Source organism: Shewanella sp. SM101 (assembly GCF_025654465.1).
In the GTDB taxonomy this organism is placed as follows: Bacteria; Pseudomonadota; Gammaproteobacteria; order Enterobacterales; family Shewanellaceae; genus Shewanella; species Shewanella oncorhynchi.
Map to the genome: position 1 here is coordinate 1 of NZ_JAKKRH010000137.1, position 832 is coordinate 832.

1 pseudogene is annotated in these 832 nt (G+C 42.8%); it reads left to right on the forward strand.

Annotation, left to right across the window (positions count from 1 at the left end):
- Positions 1-832: pseudogene (locus L5M38_RS24275) on the forward strand (IS3-like element ISSba5 family transposase); the annotation flags it as partial.

The following is an 832-nucleotide window of genomic DNA, read 5'->3' on the forward strand; positions in this document are numbered from 1 at the left end:
GGTAAGTCCACTATGGATAAATGGGTGAGACAGTTAAAACTAGAACGCCAGGGTGGCACACCAAAAGCATCTCCGATTACCCCTGAACAAATTGAAATCCGTGAGCTGAAGAAGCAAATAGCTCGTCTTGAGGAGCACAATCTTATCCTAAAAAAGGCTACCGCTCTCTTGATGTCAGACTCGATGAACAATTTACGCTAATCAGCGCACTCAAGCAGAGCCACTCTATTCTCACAATTTGTAATGCATTCAAAGTGCATCGAAGTAGCTATAAGTATTGGCTAAAAAGAAAAGAACATATTGATGCAGACTTTACTATTTTATGCAGTGAAGTGAAGGCTGCACATCGTATTAGTCATGGCTCTGCCGGTGCGCGAACGATAGCGCAATTAGTGACTAACAAAGGGATTGGTCTCAGTCGTTATCGAGCCCGTAATCTAATGAAAAAGCTTGGGTTATTAAGCTGTCAGCAGCCTAAGCATTCTTATAGAAAAGCGACACAAGAGCATGTTGCAATCCCCAATACGCTTAATCGACAGTTTGCAGTAACTCAACCAGATCAAGTGTGGTGTGGCGACGTGACGTATGTTTGGGTCGGTAATCGTTGGGCCTATCTAGCCGTTGTTTTAGACTTATTTTCCCGCAAACCTGTTGGATGGGCTTTGTCATTATCACCAGATAGTGAGCTGACCTGTAAAGCTTTGAAAATGGCATTTGAGTTAAGGGGTAAGCCTGAGAATGTGATATATCACAGCGATCAAGGTTCGCATTACACAAGCTTGAAATTCAGACAATTAATATGGCGTCTTCAGATTGAGCAAAGTATGAGTCG